Source organism: Pelagibacterium sp. (genome assembly GCF_035555455.1).
In the GTDB taxonomy this organism is placed as follows: domain Bacteria; phylum Pseudomonadota; class Alphaproteobacteria; order Rhizobiales; family Devosiaceae; genus Pelagibacterium.
Map to the genome: position 1 here is coordinate 1 of NZ_DATMGM010000063.1, position 24,749 is coordinate 24,749.

The 24,749-nt window shown below is 60.1% G+C and carries 28 protein-coding genes and 2 tRNA genes; 16 read left to right on the top strand and 14 right to left on the bottom strand.

Translation table 11 applies throughout. The features are described 5' to 3' along the window. The 4 genes from VNS12_RS12255 to rpmG all read left to right on the top strand — a co-directional run. A partial coding sequence (locus VNS12_RS12255; protein WP_325488127.1) for a topoisomerase C-terminal repeat-containing protein occupies nucleotides 1-1,457 on the top strand: 1,457 nt, incomplete at its 5' end. 5 nt (nucleotides 1,458-1,462) lie between these two features. After that, nucleotides 1,463-3,754 (top strand): ribonuclease R, encoded by a 2,292-nt coding sequence (gene rnr / locus VNS12_RS12260; RefSeq protein WP_325488128.1) that lies wholly within the window; start codon nucleotides 1,463-1,465, stop codon nucleotides 3,752-3,754. After that, nucleotides 3,755-4,183, top strand: a complete 429-nt coding sequence (locus tag VNS12_RS12265; RefSeq protein ID WP_325488129.1) for a DUF983 domain-containing protein — start codon at nucleotides 3,755-3,757, stop codon at nucleotides 4,181-4,183. It begins immediately after the preceding gene. A 104-nt stretch (nucleotides 4,184-4,287) separates the two neighbouring features. Then, nucleotides 4,288-4,455 (top strand): 50S ribosomal protein L33, encoded by a 168-nt coding sequence (gene rpmG, locus VNS12_RS12270; protein ID WP_325488130.1) that lies wholly within the window; start codon nucleotides 4,288-4,290, stop codon nucleotides 4,453-4,455. 325 nt (nucleotides 4,456-4,780) lie between these two features. Here rpmG and VNS12_RS12275 read toward each other — a convergent pair whose 3' ends face one another. Then, nucleotides 4,781-6,151 (bottom strand): PleD family two-component system response regulator, encoded by a 1,371-nt coding sequence (locus VNS12_RS12275; RefSeq protein WP_325488131.1) that lies wholly within the window; start codon nucleotides 6,149-6,151, stop codon nucleotides 4,781-4,783. Between the two features lie 39 nt (nucleotides 6,152-6,190). Beyond that, nucleotides 6,191-6,565 (bottom strand): response regulator, encoded by a 375-nt coding sequence (locus VNS12_RS12280; RefSeq protein WP_325488132.1) that lies wholly within the window; start codon nucleotides 6,563-6,565, stop codon nucleotides 6,191-6,193. A gap of 98 nt (nucleotides 6,566-6,663) precedes the next feature. Between VNS12_RS12280 and VNS12_RS12285 the strand changes: the two genes are divergently transcribed. From VNS12_RS12285 to VNS12_RS12315, 7 genes are all read left to right on the top strand, one after another. After that, complete coding sequence (locus VNS12_RS12285) at nucleotides 6,664-6,939, top strand: DUF3572 family protein (RefSeq protein ID WP_325488133.1); 276 nt, start codon at nucleotides 6,664-6,666, stop codon at nucleotides 6,937-6,939. Nucleotides 6,940-6,942: 3 nt separating this feature from the next. Further along, entirely contained in the window at nucleotides 6,943-8,271 is a 1,329-nt protein-coding gene (locus VNS12_RS12290; protein WP_325488134.1) for a DNA polymerase IV, read from the top strand. After that, the gene (locus tag VNS12_RS12295; protein WP_325488182.1) at nucleotides 8,246-8,698 is read left to right on the top strand and encodes a RidA family protein; all 453 of its coding nucleotides are present in this window, start codon (nucleotides 8,246-8,248) and stop codon (nucleotides 8,696-8,698) included. Before VNS12_RS12290 ends, VNS12_RS12295 begins: the two co-directional genes overlap by 26 nt. A 1-nt stretch (nucleotide 8,699) precedes the next feature. Next, on the top strand, nucleotides 8,700-9,449 hold the full coding sequence (locus VNS12_RS12300; RefSeq protein ID WP_325488135.1) for a glycerophosphodiester phosphodiesterase family protein: 750 nt from the start codon (nucleotides 8,700-8,702) through the stop codon (nucleotides 9,447-9,449). Beyond that, complete coding sequence (locus tag VNS12_RS12305) at nucleotides 9,446-10,606, top strand: GNAT family N-acetyltransferase (RefSeq protein WP_325488136.1); 1,161 nt, start codon at nucleotides 9,446-9,448, stop codon at nucleotides 10,604-10,606. Before VNS12_RS12300 ends, VNS12_RS12305 begins: the two co-directional genes overlap by 4 nt. Nucleotides 10,607-10,682: 76 nt before the next feature. Beyond that, entirely contained in the window at nucleotides 10,683-11,114 is a 432-nt protein-coding gene (locus tag VNS12_RS12310; protein ID WP_325488137.1) for an HIT family protein, read from the top strand. A gap of 89 nt (nucleotides 11,115-11,203) precedes the next feature. Beyond that, nucleotides 11,204-11,902 (top strand): hypothetical protein, encoded by a 699-nt coding sequence (locus VNS12_RS12315; protein ID WP_414693118.1) that lies wholly within the window; start codon nucleotides 11,204-11,206, stop codon nucleotides 11,900-11,902. Between the two features lie 157 nt (nucleotides 11,903-12,059). Here the strand turns inward: VNS12_RS12315 and VNS12_RS12320 are convergent, their stop codons facing one another. The 4 genes from VNS12_RS12320 to VNS12_RS12335 all read right to left on the bottom strand — a co-directional run bounded on the left by VNS12_RS12320 (nucleotide 12,060) and on the right by VNS12_RS12335 (nucleotide 16,130). Further along, nucleotides 12,060-13,559: a tripartite tricarboxylate transporter permease gene (locus VNS12_RS12320; protein WP_325488139.1), complete on the bottom strand. Its 1,500-nt coding sequence runs from the start codon at nucleotides 13,557-13,559 to the stop codon at nucleotides 12,060-12,062. Nucleotides 13,560-13,570: 11 nt separating this feature from the next. Beyond that, a complete protein-coding gene (locus tag VNS12_RS12325; RefSeq protein ID WP_325488140.1) occupies nucleotides 13,571-14,038 on the bottom strand; it encodes a tripartite tricarboxylate transporter TctB family protein in 468 nt (155 codons plus the stop codon). 69 nt (nucleotides 14,039-14,107) lie between these two features. Continuing rightward, the gene (locus VNS12_RS12330; RefSeq protein WP_325488141.1) at nucleotides 14,108-15,079 is read right to left on the bottom strand and encodes a tripartite tricarboxylate transporter substrate binding protein; all 972 of its coding nucleotides are present in this window, start codon (nucleotides 15,077-15,079) and stop codon (nucleotides 14,108-14,110) included. A 10-nt stretch (nucleotides 15,080-15,089) separates the two neighbouring features. Continuing rightward, the gene (locus VNS12_RS12335) at nucleotides 15,090-16,130 is read right to left on the bottom strand and encodes a glutamate cyclase domain-containing protein (RefSeq protein WP_325488142.1); all 1,041 of its coding nucleotides are present in this window, start codon (nucleotides 16,128-16,130) and stop codon (nucleotides 15,090-15,092) included. Nucleotides 16,131-16,258: 128 nt separating this feature from the next. Here VNS12_RS12335 and VNS12_RS12340 point away from each other — a divergent pair, with 128 nt between their 5' ends. Continuing rightward, on the top strand, nucleotides 16,259-17,203 hold the full coding sequence (locus tag VNS12_RS12340) for a LysR substrate-binding domain-containing protein (protein WP_325488143.1): 945 nt from the start codon (nucleotides 16,259-16,261) through the stop codon (nucleotides 17,201-17,203). A gap of 373 nt (nucleotides 17,204-17,576) precedes the next feature. On the opposite strand, the gene VNS12_RS12345 is transcribed toward VNS12_RS12340, so the two are convergent. Further along, nucleotides 17,577-17,653, bottom strand: a tRNA-Asp gene (locus tag VNS12_RS12345). Nucleotides 17,654-17,986: 333 nt separating this feature from the next. On the opposite strand from VNS12_RS12345, the gene arfB reads away from it, so the two are divergent. Continuing rightward, nucleotides 17,987-18,418, top strand: a complete 432-nt coding sequence (arfB, locus tag VNS12_RS12350) for an alternative ribosome rescue aminoacyl-tRNA hydrolase ArfB (RefSeq protein WP_325488144.1) — start codon at nucleotides 17,987-17,989, stop codon at nucleotides 18,416-18,418. Nucleotides 18,419-18,491: 73 nt separating this feature from the next. On the opposite strand, the gene VNS12_RS12355 is transcribed toward arfB, so the two are convergent. The 4 genes from VNS12_RS12355 to rpsU all read right to left on the bottom strand — a co-directional run bounded on the left by VNS12_RS12355 (nucleotide 18,492) and on the right by rpsU (nucleotide 21,626). Continuing rightward, the gene (locus VNS12_RS12355; RefSeq protein ID WP_325488145.1) at nucleotides 18,492-19,610 is read right to left on the bottom strand and encodes a baeRF11 domain-containing protein; all 1,119 of its coding nucleotides are present in this window, start codon (nucleotides 19,608-19,610) and stop codon (nucleotides 18,492-18,494) included. A gap of 240 nt (nucleotides 19,611-19,850) precedes the next feature. Then, complete coding sequence (locus VNS12_RS12360; protein WP_325488146.1) at nucleotides 19,851-20,285, bottom strand: nuclear transport factor 2 family protein; 435 nt, start codon at nucleotides 20,283-20,285, stop codon at nucleotides 19,851-19,853. A gap of 45 nt (nucleotides 20,286-20,330) precedes the next feature. Beyond that, entirely contained in the window at nucleotides 20,331-21,224 is an 894-nt protein-coding gene (locus tag VNS12_RS12365; RefSeq protein ID WP_325488147.1) for a dihydrodipicolinate synthase family protein, read from the bottom strand. Nucleotides 21,225-21,359: 135 nt separating this feature from the next. Next, nucleotides 21,360-21,626, bottom strand: coding sequence for a 30S ribosomal protein S21 (rpsU, locus tag VNS12_RS12370; RefSeq protein ID WP_325488148.1), 267 nt, complete (start codon nucleotides 21,624-21,626; stop codon nucleotides 21,360-21,362). A 244-nt stretch (nucleotides 21,627-21,870) separates the two neighbouring features. Between rpsU and VNS12_RS12375 the strand changes: the two genes are divergently transcribed. The 3 genes from VNS12_RS12375 (at nucleotide 21,871) to VNS12_RS12385 (ending at nucleotide 23,267) form a co-directional block, all read left to right on the top strand. Continuing rightward, the gene (locus VNS12_RS12375; RefSeq protein ID WP_325488149.1) at nucleotides 21,871-22,089 is read left to right on the top strand and encodes a hypothetical protein; all 219 of its coding nucleotides are present in this window, start codon (nucleotides 21,871-21,873) and stop codon (nucleotides 22,087-22,089) included. A gap of 62 nt (nucleotides 22,090-22,151) precedes the next feature. After that, nucleotides 22,152-22,730, top strand: a complete 579-nt coding sequence (locus tag VNS12_RS12380) for a hypothetical protein (RefSeq protein ID WP_325488150.1) — start codon at nucleotides 22,152-22,154, stop codon at nucleotides 22,728-22,730. 150 nt (nucleotides 22,731-22,880) lie between these two features. After that, complete coding sequence (locus VNS12_RS12385) at nucleotides 22,881-23,267, top strand: DUF983 domain-containing protein (RefSeq protein ID WP_325488151.1); 387 nt, start codon at nucleotides 22,881-22,883, stop codon at nucleotides 23,265-23,267. Nucleotides 23,268-23,352: 85 nt separating this feature from the next. On the opposite strand, the gene VNS12_RS12390 is transcribed toward VNS12_RS12385, so the two are convergent. From VNS12_RS12390 to VNS12_RS12400, 3 genes are all read right to left on the bottom strand, one after another. Further along, nucleotides 23,353-23,802: a universal stress protein gene (locus tag VNS12_RS12390; protein WP_325488152.1), complete on the bottom strand. Its 450-nt coding sequence runs from the start codon at nucleotides 23,800-23,802 to the stop codon at nucleotides 23,353-23,355. A 173-nt stretch (nucleotides 23,803-23,975) separates the two neighbouring features. Next, nucleotides 23,976-24,051: transfer RNA gene (locus tag VNS12_RS12395), tRNA-Val, on the bottom strand. 189 nt (nucleotides 24,052-24,240) lie between these two features. After that, nucleotides 24,241-24,513, bottom strand: coding sequence for an HU family DNA-binding protein (locus tag VNS12_RS12400; protein WP_325488153.1), 273 nt, complete (start codon nucleotides 24,511-24,513; stop codon nucleotides 24,241-24,243). Nucleotides 24,514-24,749: the final 236 nt, after the last annotated feature.

A 24,749-nucleotide genomic window follows, 5' to 3' on the forward strand; every position in this document is an offset into this window, starting at 1 on the left:
CCGCGGGCCGCGCCATCTCGCTGCGAGCAACCGGCTCGGTGGTGACCTTCCCCGGTTTTCTTGGTGTCTATGGCGTCGAAAAAACCGACGAAGACGACGAAGACAGTCGCGAATTGCCCGCGCTGTCCGTGGGCGACACCCCGGCACTGGAAAAGGTCGATATCGAGCAGCATTTCACCATGCCGCCCCCGCGCTATACCGAAGCCAGCCTGATCAAGAAGATGGAGGAGCTCGGCATCGGGCGCCCCTCGACCTATGCTTCGACGCTGGGCACCCTGCGGGACCGTGACTATATCCGGCTCGAAAAGCGTGCCCTCGTACCCGAAGATCGGGGCCGCCTCGTCACTGCTTTCCTGCAAAGCTTCTTTTCCAAATACGTGGAATACGGCTTTACCGCCGGCCTTGAAGAAGAGCTGGACGAAATTTCAGCCGGACAGATCGACTACAAGGAAGTTCTGCGCCGCTTCTGGGCCGATTTCTCGCGCAATGCTGACGAGATCAAGGAGCTGCGCATCACCGAGGTGCTTGATGCCCTCAACGACCTGCTCGGCCACCACATCTTTCCGCCCAAGGCCGACGGCTCCGACCCGCGCCTGTGCCCGACCTGCGGCACTGGGCAGCTTTCGCTCAAGCTCGGCAAGTTCGGCGCCTTTATCGGCTGCTCGAACTATCCCGATTGCCGCCACACCCAGCAGCTCGCCGAAAGCGCCACCGGTCAGTCCGGCGAGGCCCTGCCTGGTGATGGCATTTTGGGTGCCGATCCCGAAACCGGGGCGGAAATCTATCTCAAGACCGGTCGTTTCGGCCCCTATGTCCAGCTTGGTGACGACAAGGAGCCAAAGCGCGCCAGCCTGCCCAAGGGCTGGGAGCCCGGCGCTATGGATCTTGAAAAGGCTCTTAAGCTGCTCTCACTCCCCCGCGAAGTCGGCCTGCATCCAGAATCGGGCAAGCCGATCACCGCTGGCATTGGCCGCTATGGTCCGTTCGTTCTTCACGATGGCACCTATGCCAACCTTCCAGATGTCGAAGAGGTGTTTTCGGTTGGGCTCAACCGCGCTGTCACTCTGATCGCCGAAAAGCTGGCGGGTGGCGGGCGCGGCGGACGCGCAACCGTTGCCCCCATCCAGACTTTTGAGCATGACGATGGGCCGATCACCGTGCGCTCTGGGCGCTATGGCCCCTATGTCAATCAGGGAAAGATCAACGCTACCCTGCCCCGCGATCTCGCGCCCGAAGCGGTGACACTGGACAAGGCTCTGGAACTGATTGCCGCCAAGGCGGCTTCAAAGCCAAAAGCCAAAGCCAAGACCAAGCCCAAAACCGCCGCGAAGGCGAAAACCGCGACCAAGGCCAAGACCGCTGCCAAACCAAAGGCGGCTGCCAAACCCAAAGCTGCAACGAAGCCAAAAGCCGCCACCAAAACTGCCAAATCCAAAGCAACGGAAACCGAGGCATAAAGCCAATGGCCAAGCGCCCCACTCCGCAGCACAAGGCCCCTGCGTCCAGCAAGGGCCGGCGCTCGGAAAGTTTTGCCCCCGGCGCTTTGCCGACCCGCGAAGCGATTCTGGAAGCGATCGCCGATTTCCCGGAGATCAATTCCAAGCGCGAGATCGCCCGGCATTTCGGCATCAAGGGCGATGATCGTATTCCCCTCAAGGTCCTGCTCCGGGATATGGAAGCCGAAGGCCTGCTCGCCCGGCGTCGCAAGGAATTGCGGCCGGTGGGCGAGTTGCCTGCCGTTACAGTGCTCGACATTCCGTCCGATGCCGATCCGGACGATCTTTACGCCTTTCCCGCCAAATGGGACGATGAGGAGGGCGAAAAGCCCCGGGTTGCGGTGACGGTCGGCAAGGACGCGCGTGTCGTTCCGGCCCCCGGCGATCGTATCCTGGCCCGTATCCAGCGTAGCGATGGTCTGGTTCCCAGCTACACCGCCCGTCCCATGAAGGTGCTCGACAAGCCGCGCAAGGCCGATCTTGGCGTTGTGCGGATGGACGAGGACGGAGCGAGGCTCGTTCCCATCGAGCGCAAGGCTCGCGAAATGCGTATCCCTGCCGGCGACCTTAATGGTGCCAGGGATGGCGATCTGGTCGAGGTCGAAATCGCCGTTTCGGGCCGCATGATGATTCCCCGCGCCCGGGTCATCAATGTGGTGGGCAACCCGAAATCAGAAGGCGCGGTGAGCCTGATTGCGCTGCATTCCCTCGATATCCCCTACCGCTTCCCGGCCTCGGTTCTGCGTGAGGCCGACGAGGCCAGGGAAATGACCCTCAAGGGGCGGGAGGATTGGCGCGCCATCCCCTTCGTCACCATCGACCCGGCCGACGCCAAGGACCACGACGACGCCGTTCATGCCGAGCATGATCCCGATCCCGGCAATCCCGGCGGCTTTATCGTGCATGTCGGCATCGCCGATGTGGCCGCCTATGTCCGGCCCGGCTCGGATATGGATCGCGAAGCGTTCCTGCGCGGCAATTCGGTCTATTTCCCCGACCGTGTTGTCCCCATGCTGCCCGAGCGCATCTCCAACGATCTGTGCTCGCTGCGCGAAGGCGAGAATCGTCCGGCCATGGCCTTGCGCATCATCATCGATGCCCAAGGCAACAAGAGAAGCCATTCGTTCCATCGTGTCACCATCCGCTCTGCCGCAAAGCTCAGCTACCAACAGGCCCAATACGCGATCGATGGTCGCCCGGATGATGTGGCGGGGCCGCTCTTGGACACCGTACTCAAGCCCCTCTGGGGTGCTTATGAGGCGCTGGCAGCAGCCCGCGACCGCCGCCACCCTCTCGCCCTAGATCTGCCGGAGCGCCGTATCCGGCTGGATGAAAGCGGCATGGTGCACGAGGTCTATGTCCCCGAACGCCTCGAAGCGCATAAGCTCATTGAGGAGATGATGATCCTCTCCAACGTGTGCGCTGCCGAGACGCTGGAAAAGCACAAAACCGGCCTGCTCTATCGCGTCCACGATTCCCCCAGCCGCGAAAAGCTCAACGCACTGGGTGAGTTCCTGAAATCACTGGATTTGCCGGCACCACGCAGCGAGTCGCTGCGACCGCGCGATTTCAACCAGATTCTCCTGCGCGCCGAAAAGGCTGGCAAGAGCCAGCAGGTCAACGAAATGGTGCTGCGCAGTCAGGCACAGGCCGAATACGCCCCCACCAATTACGGCCATTATGGGCTCAATCTCGATCGCTACGCCCACTTTACCTCGCCGATTCGCCGCTATTCCGACCTCATCGTCCATCGCGCCCTGATCCGGGCCCTCAAGCTTGGCGATGATGGGCTGACCGATGCCGAGGAACACCGTCTCGGCGCCATCGGCGAGCACATCTCCGCCACCGAGCGCCGTGCCATGGCCGCTGAGCGCGAGACGTCCGACCGGTTGCTCGCGCAGTTCCTGGCCGCCCAGATCGGCGCCCGCTTCCAGGGAACGGTCTCGGGGGTCGTGGGGGCAGGATTATTCGTCCGGCTGGACCAGACCGGCGCCGACGGCTTTGTGCCCGTTTCCTCGCTCGGGCAGGATTATTTCCGCTATTTCGAAGAGCAGCAGGCCCTGATCGGGGAGCGGACTGGCGAACGCTTCCGTATCGGCGATAAACTTGAGGTGCGACTGCTTGAAGCAGCGCCCGTGGCTGGTGCTTTGCGCTTTGAGGTTCTATCTCAGGGCGAACGTATAAAGCCGCCCGGCCCTGGGCGCAGGGACCGTACACGAAAACCTATGCCGCGCGGACGTGGCGCAAGGAGAAGATGAATGCCGGTCACCGATCTGACGTTAAGGCCGACCCGGCCTGTCTGGCCTGCTATGGTCAATGGCTTGAAGTGCCGCTGCCCTGCCTGCGGCGAGGGCAAGCTGTTCAGCCGCTATCTCCGGGTTGCCGATACTTGCGACGTTTGCGGAACCGATCTGTTCCATCACCGTGCTGATGATGCTCCTCCCTATATCGTCATCACTATTGTCGGCCATCTGGCGATCGTGCCGGTGCTGCACATGGAAATGAGCAACACTCCGGCTCACCCCCTGCTCTATCTGCTGATCATGATTCCCGTGTTGATTCTGGCGTCGCTGGCGCTCTTGCCAGTCATCAAGGGCTCCATCGTGGGCTTGCAATGGGCGCGCTACATGCACGGGTTCGATCCAGAGGGCGCCGAACACGAAATCGAGCAGGACTTGCGAGCCTGACGCGCTTGACTTTTGGCGCAAAATGCCTAGTTTGCGCCCAACTCATTGAACGCCGTGCGTGAAAGTCCGTCGCGCGGTCTGTCATATTTTCGAAGGCATATGCGATGGCAAAGTCCAACACGATCAAAATCAAACTGGTTTCGACTGCCGATACCGGATTTTACTACGTCACCAAGAAGAACACGCGCACTGCGACCGAAAAGCTGTCGTTCCGCAAGTACGATCCGATGGTTCGCAAGCACGTAGAGTTCAAGGAAGCCAAGATCAAATAAGATCAGGCCTTCCCCGCATGACAAGAACCCCGCTTTCGGCGGGGTTTTTTGTTGTCTGATCGAGCGAATTTGGAAACCAGCAAGGGCCGGCCCGGTTCCGGTTAGTCGAAGAGGCCACTCTTGTCCGGAGCCGGGCCAGCGACCCTACGGAACAGGAGTTGCGGCGGACCTGAAAGCCGTAGGGTTGGGCACTGATCGGGTCCGCGTGTCGCGGCCGCCTCAGTGCTTGCAATCTACTCCTGCCCGCCGCGTGTGCCAACCATTGCAGGCCTCGCGCGCTCTTGTATCGGCATTAATAATGAAAGGTTAACCTTACTGGCCCCGTTTAGGCCGCGTCCGACACCACTCGGTTCCGCCCGGTCCGCTTGGCCCGATAGAGTGCCACGTCAGCGCGCTTGAGCACCGATTCCGGCGTATCGTTTTCCCTGTCGTTGGTGGCGAGGCCCGCGCTTACGGTAATATTGATGGTCTGGTCCGGCCCCGCAGCAAACCCTTGTTCCGCCATTGCGCTGCGCACCCGCTCGGCAACCCCCAGGGCCTGCCGCATGTCTGTGTCGGGCATGACCACCACGAATTCCTCGCCACCATAGCGGCACGCCAGGTCCACGCCGCGGATATTGCGCTGCAATCGGGTCGCGAACTCTTTGAGCACCGCATCCCCCACATCATGACCGAACGTATCGTTGACCGGCTTGAAATAGTCGATATCGAGCAGCATCAGCGTCATGTCGCGATCCTGCTGCTGAGCCCGCGCCAGCACCATGGCCAGATGCCGCTCGAAATAACGGCGGTTATATAGCCCCGTCAGTTCGTCGATCACCGCCATGGCCATGGTCGAATTGAGGCTTTCGCGCAGTTCCACCGTATAGCGCTGGCGTCTGATCTGGGTCTTCACGCGCGCCGACAATTCATGCCGCTCGATGGGCCGCATGATGAAATCATTGACCCCCAGGTCGAGCGCCTTCACGATCTGGGGCCGGTCCTGCTCCTCGGCTACGAGAATGATCGGGATCGAGCGGGCCTGCTCCACCGTGCGAATCTGCGAGCAGATTCGCAGCGGATCGAACCCGTCCAGCACCATCGAGACGATCGCCAACTCGAATTCCCCGCCCGCCATCTGAAACACAGCATCCGCCGGCTCGGTCAGGATGTTCACCATATGACTGTCGCTGAGGAACGACTTGACCCGTTCTGCACGCTCCCGGTGTGTGTCGATGACGAGAATACGTCCGCCATCCACCGGCACGCCGAATTCGGTCTGCGTCGCATCCTCCAGCGCGATCTGGTGACTGGTTTTTGCCCGTGCCCGCAATTCGTCGCTGAGGAGCTTGAGCCGCACGAGGCTTTTCACCCGCGCCATCAGTTGCACATCGTCGACCGGCTTGGTCAGGAAATCATCCGCCCCCGCCTCCAGTCCCCTCACCCGGTCCGAAGGCTGATCGAGCGCTGTGACCATCACGACAGGAATGTGCGCGGTCGCCGCGTCGGCCTTGAGCAGCTGGCAGCACTCGAACCCATCCATTTCGGGCATCATCACATCGAGCAAGACGATGTCGATATCCTGGCTGCGGCAAATCTCGATTGCCGCCGCTCCCGAAGATGCGGTCACCACTTCGAAATATTCCGCCAGCAGCCGCGCTTCGAGCAGCTTCACGTTTACGGGAATATCATCGACGATGAGCACTCGTGCGGTCACGGCGCATCCTCTCGGCCAATCAGATACGGAAAGGGTCGGCTATTGGGCCTTTCCAATGTAGCTTTCAATCGTTTCCAAAAAGTGTGGCACCGAAATCGGCTTGGAAATGTAGCCTTCGCAGCCGCCTTGGCGGATGCGTTCCTCATCGCCCTTCATCGCAAAGGCGGTAACGGCAATCACAGGAATGGCCGCAAGATCATCATCTTCCTTGAGCCATTTGGTCACCACCAGACCCGATACTTCGGGCAACTGAATGTCCATCAGGATCAGATCGGGCCGGTGTTCCCGGGCCAGATCGAGTGCTTCCATCCCGTTGCGGGTTTGAATGGTGCGGTATCCCCGCGATTCGAGCAGGTCATGGAAGAGCTTCATGTTGAGCTCATTATCTTCCACGATCATCACGGTTTTGGCCATGTCCCTCGCCTGACACCTGAACGCGGTGCTATAGAGTTGTCATTGTGTTGCGGTACCAGCAATATATTACGAAACCAGAAATAGACGAGTCCGGGCCTTTGGTCGAAGCCGTGAAAACCGCAGAATTGTTGAGTGTTGGCGAGGCGTGCCTCGGCTGGCTGGCCGCCGATGTGAACGAACTCGAACGGTTCATGGCGCTCGCTGGCTATTCGCCCCAGCGGCTGCGCGAGTCGGTCGGCACCAGGGCCCTTGCCGAAGGGCTGATAGACTATTTCGGTCGCAACGAATCTCTGTTGCTCGCGCTGTGTGCCAATGCCGGCATGGATACCACCCGTGTCATGCGTCTTTGGCACGCCCTGAATCCGCAAAGTTGAACCATGGCGAGCGGCGGACACCTGTGCCGAGACTGTTTTGCGACCGGCTCGTCTTCGGTTGCGCCGCAGCGCTGCCCTGCCTGCGGTTCGCCGCGTGTCCTCCATCACCCTGAACTGTTCACCCTCTCCATCGCCCACATCGACTGCGACGCCTTTTACGCTTCCGTCGAAAAGCGCGACGATCCGAGCCTGATCGACAAGCCGCTGATCGTCGGCGGCGGCCAGCGTGGCGTGGTCGCCACCTGCTGTTATATCGCCCGCATGAGCGGGGTGCGCTCGGCCATGCCCATGTTCCAGGCGCGCCGCCTCTGCCCGCAAGCAGTCATCATCAAACCCGACATGGCCAAATATGTCGATGTCAGCCGGCAGATTCGGGCTCTGCTCGATTCGCTCACCCCGCTGGTCCAGCCGCTTTCGATCGATGAAGCGTTCCTCGATCTTTCGGGCACCGACAAGCTCCATAAGGCCCCTGCTTCCGTTTCGCTGGCCCGCCTCGCCAGCCAAGTCGAAAGAGAGCTTGGCGTCACGATCTCCGTTGGCCTGAGCCACAATAAGTTCCTCGCCAAGATCGCTTCCGAACTCGATAAGCCCCGCGGCTTTGCCGTGATCGGCAAGGGCGAGACCACGTCCTTTCTCGCGCAAAAGCCGATCACAATCATCTACGGTGTCGGCAAGGTGATGGCGGAAACCTTGAAGCGGGACGGCCTCACCACCATCGGCCAGCTCCAGCAACGCGCGCCCGAGGACCTCATGCGCCGTTACGGAGAAATGGGCGCCCGCCTGTCGAAACTGGCTCGCGGCGAAGATTATCGCCCCGTCACGCCGGAGCGCGAAACCAAATCGGTCAGTTCAGAGACCACCTTTTCGTCCGATCTTGCAGATTTCGAGTCCCTGTCCACGGCGCTATTGTCGCTTTGCGAACGTCTGTCCGAACGGCTCAAAAAGCAGCAATTGGTTGGCGACACCATCACCCTCAAACTCAAGACAGCCGGCTTTAAAACCCGCACCCGCGCCCAGCACATCATGTTGCCGACCCAGTTGGCCACCACGCTTTATGAAACCGGACGGCAATTGCTGGCGCGTGAAATAGACGGCACGGCCTTCCGCCTGCTCGGTATCGGTGTTACCGGACTGGAGGCCGCCGATGGCAGCGATCCGGTTGACCTGATCGAGCCGCGTGTGGCCCGCAAGGCAGCGGCTGAGCGCGCGATGGACTCGGTGCGCGGCCGCTTTGGCCGCGAAGCCCTTGTCCGTGGCAGGCTTTACCGCCAGCCTGACCAAACACCGTCCCATCCGGAGAGTAATGATGACGATCGAACAAAAACTCAGTGACCTCGGCTATACCCTGCCGACTCCCAGCGCCCCAGCCGCCAATTATGTGCCCGTAAGCCAGTCAGGCAAGCTGATCTACGTCTCTGGTCAGCTCTCGTCCGGACCCGACGGGCTGATGAAGGGCAGGCTCGGCGATGGCACTGACGTTGCCACCGGGCAGAAGGCTGCTGCACTATGCGCCATCAATATCCTTGCGCAGATCAAGCAGGTTGCTGAGCTCTCCAGCATCAAGGCCATTCACAAGCTGACGGTTCTGGTTGCTTCGGCCCCTGATTTCCACGAACAGCACTTGGTTGCCAACGGCGCGTCCGACCTGCTTGGCGAGGTGCTCGGGGAAAACGGCCGCCATGCCCGCGCCGCCTTCGGCGTTGCTGCCCTGCCGCTCGGCGCCGCGGTCGAAATCGATGCAATCGTAGAGTTGGAATAGCATGACCGGCCTCGCCCTCGACGCTCCCATTGCCCATCGCGGCTTCCACAATGCCGCCAGTGGCGTCATCGAAAACTCCCGCTCGGCGTTCGAAGCGGCGATTTCTCGTGGATTTGCCATCGAATGCGATCTGCAACTGACGTCCGATGGCGAGGCCGTCGTCTTCCATGACGCCGATCTGGCGCGCCTTACTGGACAGCAGGGCCTTGTGCGGGAAACACCTGCCGATGCCCTTTGCGCCATGTCCCTGTCCGGCAGTTCCAGCGGCGACACGCCCTTGCGGTTTTCCGACCTGCTCACCGGCGTCGCAGGACAGGTTCCGCTGGTCGTGGAGCTCAAGCAGCAATATTCGCCGGACCTCACCCGTCAGCTCAGCCTTAAAGCCCTTGCCGACACCGCCGGCTATGGCGGGGCTCTGGCCTTCAAATCGTTCGATCCGGTTGCGCTGCACACGCTGCATAAGGCCGGTTTCAAGGGCCCTCTGGGTATCATCACCTTCGATTACAAAACTGAAGCAAGCCATTTGAGCGGGCTGCAGAAATTCCTTTTGCGCACGACCTTGCATAAGGCTGTGTCACACTTCACATTCATATCATGCGAGCGAACGCACCTTGCGCACCCCATGATCCGGCTGCGGCGGGCGCTTGGCCTCAAGGTGATGAGCTGGACTATCCACTCACCCCTTGAAGCCCAGGAGGCGCGGCGCGGAGCCGATCAGATAGTTTTTGAAGGATTCGATCCCGACGCGTGACTGCAAGTTCTGAGCTGACCATCTCGGTTCATCCCTCGACCGCTTCGATTGACCGGTCCACTTGGAATGCTCTTGCATCTTCTGGTGGAAAAATTCCTGACAACCCTTTTATCAGCCACGAGTTTTTTCTGGCACTGGAACAGTCGGGATGCGCTACGGCAGATACTGGCTGGCAACCCCAGCATATCCTGATCTCGCGCGACGATACGCCTGTTGGCCTCATGCCGCTGTTTTTGAAATCCCATTCCATGGGCGAATATGTCTTCGACCATGCATGGGCCGATGCCATTGAGCGCGCCGGTGGCCGCTACTATCCTAAGCTGCAATCCTCGGTGCCCTTTACGCCCGCCGGCGCGCCGAAGCTGCTCACCGCTGATGGCAGCACCGATACGCAGATTCTCCTCTTGCAGGCCGCAGAAACCCTTGCCGAACGGCTGGGCGCCTCATCCATTCATGCCACTTTTGTTCCCGAAAGCGAGGAACGCATCGCGGCAGCAGCCGATTGGCTGGTGCGCCACGATACACAGTTCCACTGGACCAACGACGGCTATACCGATTTCGACGCCTTTCTCGATACGCTGCAATCGCGCAAGCGCAAGGCCATCCGCCGTGAACGCCGCGAGGCGCTGGCCAGCGGCATCGTCTGCGAATGGGTCACCGGCAGCGATCTGACCGAAGCCCATTGGGACGCGTTTTATGCCTTCTACATGGATACAGGCGCGCGCAAATGGGGCCGCCCCTATCTCAATCGCGATTTCTTCTCCGCCATTTCGGCCACCATGGCCGATCGGATTGTCCTCATGCTCGCCCGCGATGGTTCGGACTATATTGCCGGCGCGCTCAATTTCCTCGGGCGCGACACGCTTTATGGCCGGAACTGGGGGGCGGTGCGCGACGTCCCGTTCCTGCATTTCGAGCTGTGCTATTATCAGGCCGTTGATTTCGCCATTGCCCATGGCCTGAAACGGGTCGAAGCCGGTGCCCAGGGCCACCACAAGCTGGCACGCGGCTATGCGCCCGTCACGACGCGTTCCATCCACCACATCGTCCATCCCGGCCTGCGCCGCGCCGTTGCCAGCTATCTTGACGACGAACGCGAACAGGTCGCGCACCAGAACCAATATCTTTCCGGCCACGCCCCATTCCGCAAGTCCTGATGGACTTCGCCACCAATTCCGGCGAAACAGATGCACAGTTTCAGTTGGGCGACCCCGATCGCGAGGAGCTTTATCAATGACGGCTTATGATCCGGAAAACATTTTCGGCAAGATTTTGAAGGGCGAGATTCCCAGTCACAAGGTATTCGAGGACGCCGACACCCTCGCCTTCATGGACGCTATGCCACAATCGCGCGGCCATACGCTCGTCATTCCTAAAACCGGTTCGCGCAATCTGCTCGACGCCGACCCGCAGGTTCTCGCCACCCTGATTACCCGCACGCAGCACGTGGCCCGCGCAGTGAAGGCCGCCATGCAGGCCGATGGCATCCGCGTTGTGCAGTTCAACGAAACCGCCGCTGGCCAGACCGTCTTCCATCTGCATTTCCACGTCATTCCTGTCTATGATGGCGTCCCGCTCAAGCCTCATTCCGGCGAAATGGCCGACAGTGCCGAACTGGCAGGGCTTGCCGAAAAGATTCGTTCAGCACGTAAACGCCGCGCCTAAGGCCGCTCCCACTCCAAGGATTGTCATGCTGGTGCCTTTGCAGCACTGTGCTGCATGTTTGGCTGCGGTTGGCCGTGGAGGAAAAGACCCTGCGATTTATCGATTTTTCGTCCTGGCAAAGCATTCTGGGCACGGTACTGGGACTGGCGATATTTGCCCTGATCGGCATCGGGATTCGCATTCTCGTCATGATGACGATCCAGCAGCGCCAGCAGCGGATGAATCGCCAGATCAACGAACGGCTCAAAACCCTGATTGCCGCCTACAAGGTGCTCGGCGGTTCGTTCACCGGCAATCTGGCCGTCGATCCGCGCCATTTCCGCGATCTCAAATCCGCCACTCTCGATGTGCCGTTAGAGGATACGGAGCAGGCGGAGACGCAACCCGCGAGCGCAACGCTTTCAGACCGCCGCCGCCAGATTCGTGATGCGGTCGAGGCCGCACTGTCCGATATCATCCTGCTCGGAACCGAGGACCAGGTGCGGCTCGCCAGCACGGCGGCGCGCGAATTGATTGCCGGCAATCCGGTGCACACGGGCGAACTCGTCGTGTCCCTGCGCGATTTCATCCGCAAGGCTCTGGACCTGGATCCGATTTCTGCCGACCTCCAAATCCCCATGCAGGGACCGTCGCGCCCCTCAGGTTCGGGCGGCAGGGGCGGCGGTAATCGAGGCGCTGAAGGTCGCGGAGGTTCAGGCGGCGGAGCAGGCGCCGGGGGCTCCGGCGGTGCAGGTGCCGGAGGGGGCATGGGACCGTCCGGCGAGCCAGAGCCCCCCACAGGCCGCTAAAACCGCTTCACCGAAACAGAACTGCCGGAACACCCGGATCGTCGTGGCTTAGAAGCACGTCGCGACAAGAGGGTCTCGTTGCAGACTGGAGGCTGGCCCGAAGATCGCGCCAGCCTCCAAATCATAGTCGTGCCGCCTGTTGCGCTGTACCGGCGACTTACTCGACGAAAACCGTTTCCCGGCGCTTTCGGAATGCAGGAAGCACCAGCATAAGAAGGGCCACCGCTGCAATAGCGAGGAGTGCCGCGCTTAACGGCTTTTCGATGAAGGTCATCGGATTACCACGCGAGAACATCATGGCGCGGCGCAGATTTTCTTCCAGAAGTGGCCCCAGGATAAAGCCCATCAGGAAGGGCGCCGGTTCGCAATCGAGCTTTATGAGTACATATCCGATCAGCCCGAACATTCCCAAAAGCGTCAGATCCAGACCGTTCATGTTGGTCGAATAGATGCCGATGGCGCTGAACAGCAGGATGGCGGGGAACATGTAGTTGTAAGGCGTCGAAAGCAGGCGCACCCAGATGCCCACCATGGGCAGGTTGAGGACCAGCAACAACAGATTGCCAACCCACATCGATGCGATGAGCCCCCAGAACAGGGATGGGTTGGTGATCATGACACTTGGCCCGGGCTGAATGCCCTGAATCATCAGCGCGCCGATCATGATCGCCATGACACCATTGCCGGGGATGCCCAGCGTGAGCATGGGAATGAACGAGGTCTGGGCACCGGCGTTGTTGGCCGATTCCGGTCCGGCCACGCCTTCGATCGCGCCGTGTCCGAATTCTTCACTGCGCTTGGAAAGCTTTTTCTCAAGCGCATAGGACGCAAAAGACGAAAGTGTAGCGCCCCCGCCCGGCAAAACGCCCATCACCGAACCAAGACCGGTGCCGCGAAAGATCGGGCCGATAGACCGCTTCATTTCATCCCAACTGGGCAGCAGGCCCTTGGGTTTGCTGATCTTGGTTTTCCGGCTGGGGTCCTGTTCCAGGTTGGAGAGAATTTCAGAAATACCGTAGATGCCGGTGGCAAACGCGACGAAGTTGATACCGTCCATCAGCGACGGCTGGCCGAAAGTAAAGCGCGGGATACCCGTATAGATATCGGCCCCCACAAGCCCGAACAGCAGACCCAGAATGATCATCGCCAGCGCCTTGAGCACAGAGCCATTTGCCAGCGTCACCGACAGCACCAAACCCAGCACGATCAGCGAAAAATACTCGGGCGGACCGAAGCGAAGAGCCATTTCGCTCAAGGGGGGCGAAAAGATCACGACGACGAAGGTTGCAACCGTTCCGGCAATAAATGAGCCGATAGCAGCGATAGCCAGCGCCGAGCCCGCCCTGCCCTTCTGAGCCATCTTGTACCCATCGATGGCGGTAACCGCCGACGACGCCTCGCCGGGCAAATTCACCAGGATCGCCGTGGTCGAGCCGCCATATTGGGCTCCGTAATAGATGCCCGCGAGCATGATGAGCGAGGTCGAGGGATCGAGGCCGAAGGTGACCGGCAGCAGCAAAGCGATGGTCGTCACCGGCCCAACGCCGGGCAAGACGCCAATCAATGTCCCCAGCAGGCAGCCGAGGAAGCAATAAAAGACGTTTTCGAGCGAGAGAGCCGTTTGCAGGCCCAGCACAAGATTGTCGAAAAGTTCCACGCGGCAATTCCTTAGAAAGTGAGCCAGTTGCCCAAAAGCGGCAACGGAATGCCAAGCGCCAAAATGAAAATGACCGTACACCCAAGCGTCAGAACGAGAGCGGCCCCCAGACGCTGGATCAGGGTCATTCTCGGCGCGGCAATGGTCGCAACAAGGCTGGTCAGGATCACAGCTGGCACAAACCCGAGAGGCCGCACCGTGGCGGCAAATAAAATCGGAGAACCGAGAACGGCAATAAGAGCAAGCGGACGAACCACAACGACCTTCTCAGCTCCCTTGCGGAAGCCGGTAATGCCGATGGCGATCCCAAAAACCGCCAGAATCGCCGAGAGCAGCGCGGGGTAATACCCCGGCCCCATCTGGGCGAGACGTCCCATCGGGTAATTGGTCGATATCAATCCAAAACCAAGCGCGAAGGCGACAAAAATCGCGCCCGCCGCAACGTCTTTATTGATCGGAACGACCAGGAGTTTGTCCATATCGTTGTTCATATCCGCCACCAGATAGAATACGGCCACGCCCTTGGGAGGACGCGGCCGCCAATTGCGTTATTGTGCCAGTTCGAGCCGCTCGATCAGATCGGTATAGCGGACGACTTCGTCTTCCATGATCTCACGCGCTTCTTGAGGCGAGGACGCAACAATAGTTGCGCCCAGCGTCGCGAGCCGCTCCGCAACGTCTTCACGAGCGAGAATGGCAACGACTTCGGAATTCAGCCGATCAACGATCTCCTGAGGGGTGCCGGCCGGGGCCAGCAGCGCACTCCAGGACGAAGCGTCATATTCGGGAAAACCGGATTCGGCGATCGTAGGAACGTCGGGGAATTCCGGATGCCGCTCGGCCCCGGCAACGGCAAGTAGCTTGAGGCGTCCGTCGCCTACCAGGCCCTGCACCGAAGCGAGCGTATCAAACGCCATGGTTGCCACACCGCTGATAAGATCGGGATGCGCTGCGGCGCTGCCGGCATAGGGGACATGGATCATGTCAAGGTCGGCCATATCCAGAAACCACTCGGTGAAGATATGGGCGTTGCTTCCGTGTCCGGCGGACGCAAAGCCAAGCTCGCCGGGGCGCTCCTCGATATAATCGACAAAGTCGCCAAGCGTTTCGACCGGCAGGCTGGCGGGCACCACGACCCCCAGCTGAGTCCGGGCCATCAGCGAGATGGGTTCAAAATCGTCGACCGGGTCGTAAGTAAGGCCCGGCATCAACGCGCCAGCCAGAACGTGCGACTGCACGACAACTTCAAGCGTATATCCATCAGGATCGGACTTGGCGACGAGATCTCCGCCGATCGTTCCGTTTGCACCGGGACGGTTTTCAACCACCACCGGCTTGCCGAGCGCCGGGCTCAGATGCTCTGCGATGAGGCGGGCGGTGATATCGCCTTGCCCACCGGGGGCATAGGGCACGATGATCTGAATGGTTCGCGTCGGGTAATCCTGAGCCAGCGCCGCGCCTGTAGCGGTCAGAGCCGCAAGGCCGAGCATTGCCCCAGTGGCAAAAGCCTTAAATGTCATTTATTTCTCCTCACTTTGACTTCATTTTACCATGCGAGAGCCCCCGATCGGGCTCGGCAATATTGACGCGCACCATGTCGCGAAGCAGTTGAACTATGGCCATGCCGCTCTCGCCCTCAGCGCCATCGACGATGAAGCGGTTGGTGCAGTAGCGCATCTCCCAGCCTCCGGCATCGAGACACGCGGTCACGATCCTCTTTTCCAGTTCGGGCGTCTGGACGAGTTCCTTGTCCTTGAGCAGGAACGCCAGCATCGCCGCAATGCCATAGGCACCCCAATTGGAGATGGAGGCCGGCAGAAAAATATCGGTCGGCGTGACGGTGATCGCGCCACCCGGCTGGTCCGTTTGGGTTTCGCGCCCATAGGGATGAAAATCCTGCATGAAAGCGTGGATGCGCCCAAAGCCGATCTCGTTGCCATTATCACCGACGCCGATGGACAGCACGCCGCGCTTGGCGGCTTCATCGAATAGAGGCCCGATATTGACGCAGCCCTTGGGCGCGACGCCGGTCGAGTAATGGACAACACCATTCTCATTGGGTCCCAGACGCTCAATGGAAATGATCGCCTTGGGGTCCATCCGCGTCAGGATTTCACTGGCCCAGTCTTCGATCTCGTCCTGGTTTTCAGGAGCGGTAACCAGCGCAGCGCCCATACGGCGGTGCTTGGCCAGCTCGAAATCGCGGATCATGAGATGGGCCGCTTCGCTCGAAGCGATCATGGGGTTGGCGTGGCAGACTTCGGTCACAAAGACCGGCACCGCCTTGAGACCCCAATAGATTGCCCGCGCCAACGCCGCAGCGCCCGGAGGGCCATCGCTTTCGCCCCATGGCGCTTCAGGGCCATAACCGGCGCCTGTGACGATGAAGACCACATCGCCTTCACCAACCTTGTCGACAAGCGCTTCAGCCGCCCGCGCCGTGATTGGTCGCCCGCCGCCCTCGCGGCGCGCCTCGGCATAGATGGGCGCGATGATGTTGTGATTCATCCCGCGGTTGCGCATTTCGACGGTGATCAGGCGATCGATATACTCGCCGATGATATCAGGCATACTGAACTAACCTCGCAAATGACGAGCTAGTCTGCTTCGCCTTTGCCATTCGTTCCAATCGAATGTAGTCATCTGTCATAACAGTTTGTTATAGCACCCATGGCTCGGCATCGAAGCGAGGAGGACCCATGCGTATCAATCCAATCTCCACTCTAAATCCTCGGCAGCTTGCTGCATTCCGGGCCGTCATTGTGTGTGGAAGCGCCACTGGAGCGGGCAAAATCTTGCATGTCAGCCAGCCCGCCATCACGCGCCTCATCAAGGAACTGGAGATCGCGTTAGGTTTTTCGCTGTTCTTGCGGCGCTCCGGCGGGATGACCCCGACTCGCGATGCTCAAATCTTATACCGTGATGTTGAGCGCTATTTTCTTGGTCTGGAGCGGGTCGTGGAAGCGGCGCGCAATTTGCGCAACAAGCGCGGAGGACAGCTTAGAATTGCGGCCATGCCAACGCTGTCGTCGCGCGTTTTGCCCGAAGCGATCGGCAGGTTCAGGGAGCGGTTTCCCGAGATCGACGTGATCATCGAATCCGACGTTTCAACCCGCATTCTCGATGCGCTCGCCCACAACGAAGTCGATCTCGGTATCGGTCGCATTCCGCTTGAGCGCGATGACTTGGACAGGCTGGACATGCCCGTCTCCGAAGCGATCTGCATTCTGCCCAAGCAGCATGAACTCGCCCGGAAAGATGAAATCTCGGTTCAAGATCTGGCGGGCCAACCTTTCGTCGCGTTAGGCGCGAGCAGCTTGTTGCGCCTTCAAGTTGAGGCAGCGCTCAGGATATCGGGCGTCGAGACCGGCAGTCTTGTGCAGACACTGTTTTCCAACACCGCCAGTGCCTATGTCGCACGTGGCCTCGGCATCGCGGTGGTCGACGTTTTTTCCATCATGGGTTCTGACCTTACTCGCATCGAAGTCCGTCGATTTCGCCCGCGCATCGCTTTCGATTTCGCGGCGATTTATCCGCGCGATGACCGATCCCCCCTCGCCTCAGCCTTTGCACGTGAACTTCTGGCGGTCGTGACCCACGAGGTTGAGGATTCAATCTCAAAACTCACTCTATCTCGGATCTAGCCAATGTTCTGTCTCCGCGCCGTCCACGCTGAGCACCGCCTGGAAGCAATCTGGTCGCTGTAGAAGAGGCCGAACATGGCGTCAGGACTGAGGCTGAGATTCAGCCCCGATTCGATCACCGCGCTGTTTTGGCAATCGGAGACCCGGCAATGGTAAAGGCGTTCCCGGCCTCAAACGCCCTCTTTGCCACCTACGTGCCGGTGGAGTTCGAAACGATCCTCTCGGTCACTGCCGCGCGTCGAAAGGGACGCACGAAGCTGCACTCGTGAACAAACCAAGCGCAAAAAGCGGGAACACCCGGCCAACAGAAGTGGGAACACAAAAAAGGCGCCACCATTCGGAAGCGCCTAAACGACTGAAAGCCTTGGAAAAATGGCGGGAGTGACGGGACTCGAACCCGCGACCTCCGGCGTGACAGGCCGGCGCTCTAACCAACTGAGCTACACCCCCTTGCTGGTCGGGAACGTCTCGTCCCCGCAAGGTGTGCTTCGTTTACCGGCACCCCCTGACCAAGTCAAGCGGGTTCCGGTGCCTGCTGTGAAGAATTATGCTTTTGCCCACATAGAACGGCGCAACCCCCTGTCATAATGGGGGAAATCAGGCTTTTGCGCCTCGCATCCGCTCTTTTTTGCAGCGCTGTGCAGCACTGTCCCGGAGCCATCGCGGCTGTTAGGATCATCGCAACGGGAGAAATCCTCGCCGCCCGGCAGATATTTCCGTCCGGGCATGCGAATCTTCGGCTCAATGCCATTTAAAAGCAGCTGCCAACGACCTCAGGACAGCATGTCAGATCGAATCGAAATCACCCCTGCCCTGAGTCTTCCGCTTTCCGAAGTCCGCCTCACCTATGTGCGCAGCTCCGGCCCCGGCGGGCAAAACGTCAACAAGGTCGCAACCGCGGCGCAATTGCGCTTCGATGTGGTCGGCTCGCCCACGCTGCCCGAAGACCTGAAAACCCGGTTGCTTGCCCGGGCCGGTGCGCGCGTCACGCGCGATGGAGTCATCGTCATCACCGCCGATCGCTATCGCACCCAGCCCCTTAACCGGGCCGATGCCCTCGACCGGCTGGCTGAACTGATCCGGGCGGCAGCCCATGTTCCGCGCACGCGCCGCCCCACGCGCCCTACCCTCGCATCAAAACGACGGCGCCTCGACGCCAAGACCCGCCGCGGCGCGATCAAGGCCCTGCGGGGCAGCAAACCGCACCTGGATTAGCGCTTCCCGTATCGCCGCGCCAATAACAAGGGCCCGCGACGGAATCGCGGGCCCCACTGGTTGGAGAAGCGCTTTAGACGTTCCGGCGCAAAATGGCGGCCAGCTTCTTGCCGCCGGGAATATCGCTTTCGCGGACTGCCAGAACCGTCGCGCCGGACGAAAGCGCGCGGGCGGCGATTTCATCGAGAATGCAGTAATTCTTTGCATCCTTGCCCTCATCGAGGGTGATGGCGCCGGTCTCGTCATCGACATAGCCGTCAACGACGCTGTCGATGTCTACCAGAAGCGTATCGATGGCCCCGAACGTTGCCGCCCGTGCAGCGTCGGAAAAATCGGTGGTCGCCATGCGCGCGCCCGCCCGCGCCTCGAACATGGCGTTGAGGTCGCTGATCCGCTTGGCATAATCGGCGTCGAGCACCGGGCGTGCCGCCTCGGCAAGCTCTTGTTCGCTCAGCCGGTCGGGACTGCCGCTGATCGCCTCATCGAGCGGGTTCAGCGAGCTGACCGAGCGAAAAATGGCGTCCATGGGCTGGGTTGCGGCCAATATCAGCGGAATGTCGGATTGCCCAAGGATCGGGCGCAGAGCCGCATCGATCTGGCGTACATATTGGGCAAGCCGCACCTTCTGGCCTTCCGAACCCTGGATACGGCGGCTGGCGCTACGATCGTTGATGGTCGATTTGCCCACAGCGCTGGCCGCGTCCTTGGGAAGCCCATCCACCTTGACGAGGCTGGGCGGCAAATCTGCGGAAATCTCCACCAGCCGCACGCCGTTTTCGGACAGGGCCAGCACATGCGCAGAATTGGGGAACGTGACCGCGCGCAACAGCGGCTTGAGGTGGAAGCGATCCGATACCTCTACCGATGCAGTCAGCGTGTTGGCGAGGCGGTAGGTCCAGATGCGTTCCGGTGTCGCCAGAATCGCAAGGCTATGGGCTTGAAAGCGCCAGAATTCATCATCCTCGCGCAAGTCGTTGATGTGCTCCTCCAGGCTGGCGACCGCTTTCTTGTCGATCCCCGCCTCCTGCGCCTGCGCGATCGCGTCCTTCAAGAGATTACCCAGCTCGATCCGATTGCCATCGGTATCCTGAGTGATCGGAGTGGTGGGCAGATAGATCGACACGGCCGCCTTGGACCGGACCTTGTGGAGTTTTGCAATATCTTTGGCAGAAGGGAGATCAACGTAAAGCATGCGTATTTTCTTTCCTTTGAAAAGGGCAGTTCTTGTCCGGAGAAACCCAGCAAGTGCCCGAATTTTTATTATACCGTCAAACGGAGCCGGAAAATTATGCAGGCCTATGCTGCCCCTCGTTCCAACACTGTCTCACGTTCTTTCGACATAGGGAGCGCAAGGCCCGATAACCACCTTAGGGAGCTCGCCCGTGACAAAACGCCTTCCCAAACGGCATTCTTTTTCTTCGAAGCCGCGAAATCAGATGATTCCGTGCTGTTTGAGCAGCGCATTCTCGTCCCCAGCCACCCAGCCAAACACTTTGGCGGCGCCGCCAAGCACCTGAACCAGGTAATGCACCTCGAAATCGATATCCACGTCCGTGCCGTCCCTGCGCAGATAGGTCGCCGTCCAGCCCACATGCGCCACGCAATGGAGGTCCTCGATGGGCGAGATGCGCACATCGCGGACCTGCATCTGGCGCGTGCCTATGGCGCGATAATGGTCATAACCCCGGATCAGGTTATCGCGGAACTCCTCATCGTTCCTGCCGGTCATTACGCCCGTGGGAGAAGCAGCAATGAATTCGGGGGCATAGAGTTCCCCGGCTTCAGTCATGTCGGGCTCACCCTGCAAGAAACGATTGAAAAAGCTCTCATAGCTGGCAAACAGCCGCTTAACGCTGGCGTCCATCATGCTCTCCCCTGCTCCGATGCAACATGGAAGCATTCTCTAGCTGACTCAACCAAGGCCCGCATGGGCAAGGGCCTCGACCGTACGCTGACGATCCGCACTGGAGAGCGGCAAAATGGGCTTTGGAGGGGCGGCCTGGCTCAAGCCCAGCGCGTTAACCGCTGCATAGGCGACACGAAGACTGCCGAATTGGCGAAACAAGCCCCAAAGCGGCTCCAGCAGACCGTTGATCCTCGACACCTCCTGCCGATCGGCGTCGCGGGCCGCCCGCACCATTTGCATTGAAATTTCGGGCAGGAAGCCAGCCACGACGCTGTACCAGGCATCCGCGCCAGCCAGCAGCGCCTCTGCTGCACCCCAATCTCCGCTATAGCCAATCGCGAGGCGACCGGCCGGCCCCGCTCTCAACACGTCGAGTTCGCTCGCGATCGGCATAGCCCCCGGCAGAGGCATCTTGACCGCTTTGATGTTGGCGACCCCGGCAAGGCGACCGAGAAGCGCCGGGCTGAACGTGAAATGCGTCGTGCTCGGATTGTTATAGATACACAGTGGCAAACTGGTTGCGCTCGCCACCGCGGCATAGTGCGCAAAGACCTCGTCCTCGGTCAGCGGCGTATAGGATACGGGCGCGAGAAGAAGCGCGCTCGCGCCTTCGAACTGTGCATCGCGGGCCAGATTTTGAGCCTCATCGGTGCGGAGCGCGCCAACGCCGACGATCAGCGGCGTCGTGCCGCCGACCGATTTCATCGCTGCCTGGATTGCCCGGCGGCGTTCCGTCCGCGTCAGATAGGCATAAGTTCCCGTGCTTCCCAGAAGCCCGATCGTGTCCACTCCCGCTGCTGCGAGCCGCGCGGACAAGCCCATGACTCCCTCGGCATCGACAACCCCGTCTTCGTCAGCGGGCGTGATCGGAAAAGCCGAAAGACCCTGAAAAATTTCCATTTCACCCCCTTTTCTTGAACACTCGATGCTTGTGTGCCGATGACGCACCGTGCCAGCCCAGGGCTGTCGGCGCCAGTACCGGGGGCATGAAAAAACCCGCCTGGAGGACCGGGCGGGCTGGGTTTTCCGTAAGACTTATCCGCCGCGCGCCATCGAAGGCGCTGTGGGGCGGTTTGGAGCCCTCCGCTTGGGGCCAGCAATGACACCCTCGCGAATAGCCTGTTTTCTGGCCTCCTTACGCAAGCGGCGCACGGCTTGCGAAGCCTCTCTCGCACGCTTCTCAGAGGGCTTTTCGTAGAATCTACGAACTTTCATTTCGCGGAAGACGCCTTCACGCTGCAATTTCTTCTTGAGGACCCGGAGGGCCTGATCAACATTGTTATCGCGAACTTGTACCTGCAAACAGCTTCCTATCCTGGTGACCGCCTCACCCCGTTGGGCAAGCGGGGAAGCGCTGGATTGCGCTTCTGTTATCCATCATAGCACACTTGGCGGCCAACCTGTAATTTCGGGCCATTCATGCCGCCCCAGAGGCTCCGTTGGCCGTTCCCGGCGCGGAACACGCCCTTTTGTAGGTTGGGACCAACGAACCACAGCCCGCCCGCGCGCGTTATGCTTGTGCTCTCCATCAGCAATGAGGCCCCGGATGAACGCGCTCAAGTGGATCATTGGCATCGTCAGCGTCCTGGCATTGCTTCTGGGCGGCCTGTGGTTCCTGCAAGGAACAGGGCTGGTCACGATCGAGCCAATCGCCTGTATCGGGGAATGCGAACCATTGGAGGGCCCCTCCACAACTTGGACCGCCTTTGGCCTGATGCTCGTGCTCGCTGCTCTTGTGGGGATATGGTTTGTGACAAGACGTTAGCGCCTGACCAGGGAACATTCTCGGACAGCCGACAGTTTGCCTATGAGAACCGGAGGTGCGACATGACGAACACGCAACGATCTCATCATACCGAAGGATGGCCAGAGGAATCCCGGGAAGCAGCGCAATTGGTCATCGACACATATGGCGAACCCGATGAAATAACAGAGAGCCAATTGATGTGGGACAGGCCCGGCCCGTGGAAACGCATTGTAGCCTCCAAGGCATTTTACGAGCACAATTTCCCTGCTCCGCATAACGATTCCGTCGAGTCATTCATCGACTATCGCGTCCCCGTGGAAAAATTCTCCGATCTGGCTGCATTCGATGGGAGCGTCATCGTGGAGCGCACCACTGGAGAAGTTTCTGCCCGGTGCCATGATGAACAGGCCAATTTATTGGCACTCAACCTGATGCACGACATTGTCACCGGCGCTAAATCAGTAGAACAGGCCCGCGCCTATTACGCCAAGGAGTTCGCCGATTACCGGCGCAACAAACCCACGCCCTATATGGAAAAGCTGCATTTTTCGCCTGCGGGTCAAAACGCAGCTGACCCGGATACTCGCATCCTGTCAGACAGCGATCTTGAGCAGGCCAGACGCGAGGGCGAGCGATCGGACGACCACGGTTCCTCATAACCCGATTGACCGGGACGGCAAGGGCGCCCACAATCGACGCCTGTTGCAGCGTTGCAACAAATCATTGGAGCGGCTGGGACCCCTTCCAACGGCCAGTCGGTTCGAAACGGAATCAATCACGCGGCGATGCTGCGAGAGGAAAGAGGAACCATGTCCGAAGTCGACCACGAGCCTCACGAAAACCGTAATGCGCTACGCGCCATGGGAAGAGGCTTTGTGGGGAAGTGCCCCAATTGCGGTGAGGGCAAGATGTTTTCCGGCTTCCTCACCTTGAGGAAGTGCGAGGTATGCGGGGAAAATCTGGATCAGTTTGAACCGAGCCTGCTCCTGCCCCTGGCTGTCGGCCTCGTCATCGTGGCCATAGTGGCGCACGTATATTTCTTCCTTGAGGTATCCGGTGTCGGCTCGCCGATGATTTCCATTCTGGTCATCGTCCCCATCGCGACCATCGCCAGTATTCTGATCTTAAGGCCTTTCAAGGGCGCGCTGGTCGGCTTGCTTTGGGCATTGAGGACCAAGAGGTCCTGGCAGGATTAGTCTGGCGTTCAGGCGCCTGATCGGATTGCTTCGGATCAGGCGCTCTTGACCGGGAAAAACCGGGTCCCCTCGTCCCCAAAACGCCCTATCGAACGACGAGCACCGGAATAGAGATCGTTGCAACCACCTCGGATGTCTGGCTGCCCAGCAACAGGCGCTGGACGCCCCGCCTGCCGTGCGACGACATGACGACGAGATCGCAGTTATTCTCCAGCGCAGTCTCAACGATTCCTTCTGCTGGCGGGCGCTCGGCGATATGCACGGTCTTGATATCGACGCCGACGGACTGCGCCGTTGCGCTTGCCGCCTGAAGGATCTTGTTTGCTTCGGCCGCTGAGGCTTTGCGCTGTACCTCCAGCGGATTGATGCCGTCGGCCACGTCTTCCGCCATGGCGTAGGGAGACAGGAATTCATTGGCCGTCACAGTAACGACCGTGACCTTTGCTCCGAGTGCCTTGGCAAGAGCCAGGCCATGCTTGAGGCCTTTGTCCGCCAGCTCCGAACCATCGGTGGCGATGAGAATGTGCTTGTACATATTTACTCCATGCCGAGTGCTCACCGCATACTGTCCTACCAAATTCAGCCTGTCCACAAGCAGTTGAAGAGATCGGCATCGAGCACGTTATCGGCACGCAAGCGATGCACGCCCCGGATTCGGTGCGGAGAAAACTGGAAAGAAGCCTTGGAAATCAATGGCCCTTAAGGGGATGGTGGGCGATGACAGACTCGAACTGCCGACATCCTCGGTGTAAACGAGGCGCTCTACCAACTGAGCTAATCGCCCCCGACCGTGCATTTTACGGTCTGGCTCCGGCACTGGCCAGCGGGCCGAACCGGATGAATTATTGGCGCCTGATTAGGCGTAAACCACGGCGGCGTCAATAGCACCGCAGGGGAACCGGCACGGGCCGGAAACGGCAAGACCCCGGACGCCTGCCCGGGGCCAAACCAGACTCGATTGCGGCAATGAAGCCTAGTTCAGAGCATCCTTGAGGCCCTTGCCGGCCTTGAACTTGGGCTGGATGGAAGCAGGAATGTCGATTTCAGCGCCCGTGGCAGGGTTGCGGCCCTTGGTGGCCTTGCGCTGGGCAGCGGCGAACGTGCCGAAGCCGACCAGGCGAACTTCTTCGCCGTCCTTGAGCGCCGAGGTGATGGCCTCGAAAACAGCATCAACCGCTGCCGCCGCCTGGGCCTTGGTGAGATCAGCCTTTTCGGCGACAGCCGCGCTCAGATCGTTCTTGTTCATAGCGTTTCCTCACAATGAATATGCCCATCCGTTCGGACGAGCGGAAGCGGCCTCACCCTTTTACGATTCCGGGGCAAAAGCAAGGAAAACTGCGGGTTTCCCGGCGATTTCGCTCGCAAACTGGGGAAAATACCGGCCCAAAGTCCGATTGTGGCAAAAGCCTGACGCTTAAGGCAGCGCCAAAACGGCGGTGCATCGCCGGGACTGGCTGTCTCCCGAATCGATAGTGCCGGCAA

Coding starts and splice junctions, on each gene's coding strand:
- rnr (WP_325488128.1), top strand. CDS start 1,463: ATGGCCAAGCGCCCCACTCCGCAGCACAAGGCCCCTGCGTCCAGCAAG.
- VNS12_RS12265 (WP_325488129.1), top strand. CDS start 3,755: ATGCCGGTCACCGATCTGACGTTAAGGCCGACCCGGCCTGTCTGGCCT.
- rpmG (WP_325488130.1), top strand. CDS start 4,288: ATGGCAAAGTCCAACACGATCAAAATCAAACTGGTTTCGACTGCCGAT.
- VNS12_RS12280 (WP_325488132.1), bottom strand. CDS start 6,565: ATGGCCAAAACCGTGATGATCGTGGAAGATAATGAGCTCAACATGAAG.
- VNS12_RS12290 (WP_325488134.1), top strand. CDS start 6,943: ATGGCGAGCGGCGGACACCTGTGCCGAGACTGTTTTGCGACCGGCTCG.
- VNS12_RS12295 (WP_325488182.1), top strand. CDS start 8,246: ATGACGATCGAACAAAAACTCAGTGACCTCGGCTATACCCTGCCGACT.
- VNS12_RS12300 (WP_325488135.1), top strand. CDS start 8,700: ATGACCGGCCTCGCCCTCGACGCTCCCATTGCCCATCGCGGCTTCCAC.
- VNS12_RS12310 (WP_325488137.1), top strand. CDS start 10,683: ATGACGGCTTATGATCCGGAAAACATTTTCGGCAAGATTTTGAAGGGC.
- VNS12_RS12325 (WP_325488140.1), bottom strand. CDS start 14,038: ATGGACAAACTCCTGGTCGTTCCGATCAATAAAGACGTTGCGGCGGGC.
- VNS12_RS12330 (WP_325488141.1), bottom strand. CDS start 15,079: ATGACATTTAAGGCTTTTGCCACTGGGGCAATGCTCGGCCTTGCGGCT.
- VNS12_RS12335 (WP_325488142.1), bottom strand. CDS start 16,130: ATGCCTGATATCATCGGCGAGTATATCGATCGCCTGATCACCGTCGAA.
- VNS12_RS12340 (WP_325488143.1), top strand. CDS start 16,259: ATGCGTATCAATCCAATCTCCACTCTAAATCCTCGGCAGCTTGCTGCA.
- arfB (WP_325488144.1), top strand. CDS start 17,987: ATGTCAGATCGAATCGAAATCACCCCTGCCCTGAGTCTTCCGCTTTCC.
- VNS12_RS12355 (WP_325488145.1), bottom strand. CDS start 19,610: ATGCTTTACGTTGATCTCCCTTCTGCCAAAGATATTGCAAAACTCCAC.
- VNS12_RS12360 (WP_325488146.1), bottom strand. CDS start 20,285: ATGATGGACGCCAGCGTTAAGCGGCTGTTTGCCAGCTATGAGAGCTTT.
- VNS12_RS12365 (WP_325488147.1), bottom strand. CDS start 21,224: ATGGAAATTTTTCAGGGTCTTTCGGCTTTTCCGATCACGCCCGCTGAC.
- VNS12_RS12375 (WP_325488149.1), top strand. CDS start 21,871: ATGAACGCGCTCAAGTGGATCATTGGCATCGTCAGCGTCCTGGCATTG.
- VNS12_RS12380 (WP_325488150.1), top strand. CDS start 22,152: ATGACGAACACGCAACGATCTCATCATACCGAAGGATGGCCAGAGGAA.
- VNS12_RS12385 (WP_325488151.1), top strand. CDS start 22,881: ATGTCCGAAGTCGACCACGAGCCTCACGAAAACCGTAATGCGCTACGC.
- VNS12_RS12390 (WP_325488152.1), bottom strand. CDS start 23,802: ATGTACAAGCACATTCTCATCGCCACCGATGGTTCGGAGCTGGCGGAC.
- VNS12_RS12400 (WP_325488153.1), bottom strand. CDS start 24,513: ATGAACAAGAACGATCTGAGCGCGGCTGTCGCCGAAAAGGCTGATCTC.